Below are 327 nucleotides of genomic sequence, written 5' to 3'. Positions count from 1 at the left end.
GAGCAGGCCAGCGAGCGCCGGCCGAAGCCGCTCAGGTCGGGATAGGCAGGGTGCGCGCCGATGCTCACGCCATGGCGTACCGCCAGCTCCACCGCGCGCCGCATGGTGAGCGGATCGCCAGCGTGGAAGCCGCAAGCCAGGTTGGCCTGGTCAACCAGCGGCATGCTGTGGACATCGTCGCCCATGCGCCAGGCGCCAAAGCTTTCGCCCATGTCGCAGTTGAGCAGGATACGCCGGCCGGTGTCGTTCATTGTGCGTTCCTTTCGAGGCCAGGATTACGGAAAAATGAGCGCAGTGCTGGCGAATTAGCGTCAGGTAGCATACTCA

Annotated in this window: 1 protein-coding gene; it reads right to left on the bottom strand. The window is 64.5% G+C overall.

The annotated features are described in order from the left end of the window. Positions 1-251 (bottom strand): LamB/YcsF family protein (locus tag ACLJNW_RS23965; RefSeq protein ID WP_208528535.1); only part of this gene is annotated, 251 nt, incomplete at its 3' end. Between the last annotated feature and the right edge of the window lie 76 nt (positions 252-327).

Source organism: Salmonella sp. SAL4457 (assembly GCF_046548235.1).
GTDB lineage: Bacteria > Pseudomonadota > Gammaproteobacteria > Enterobacterales > Enterobacteriaceae > Salmonella > Salmonella enterica.
The sequence above is the reverse complement of the archived record's forward strand: the minus strand, read 5'-3'. Positions and strand labels throughout refer to the sequence as shown.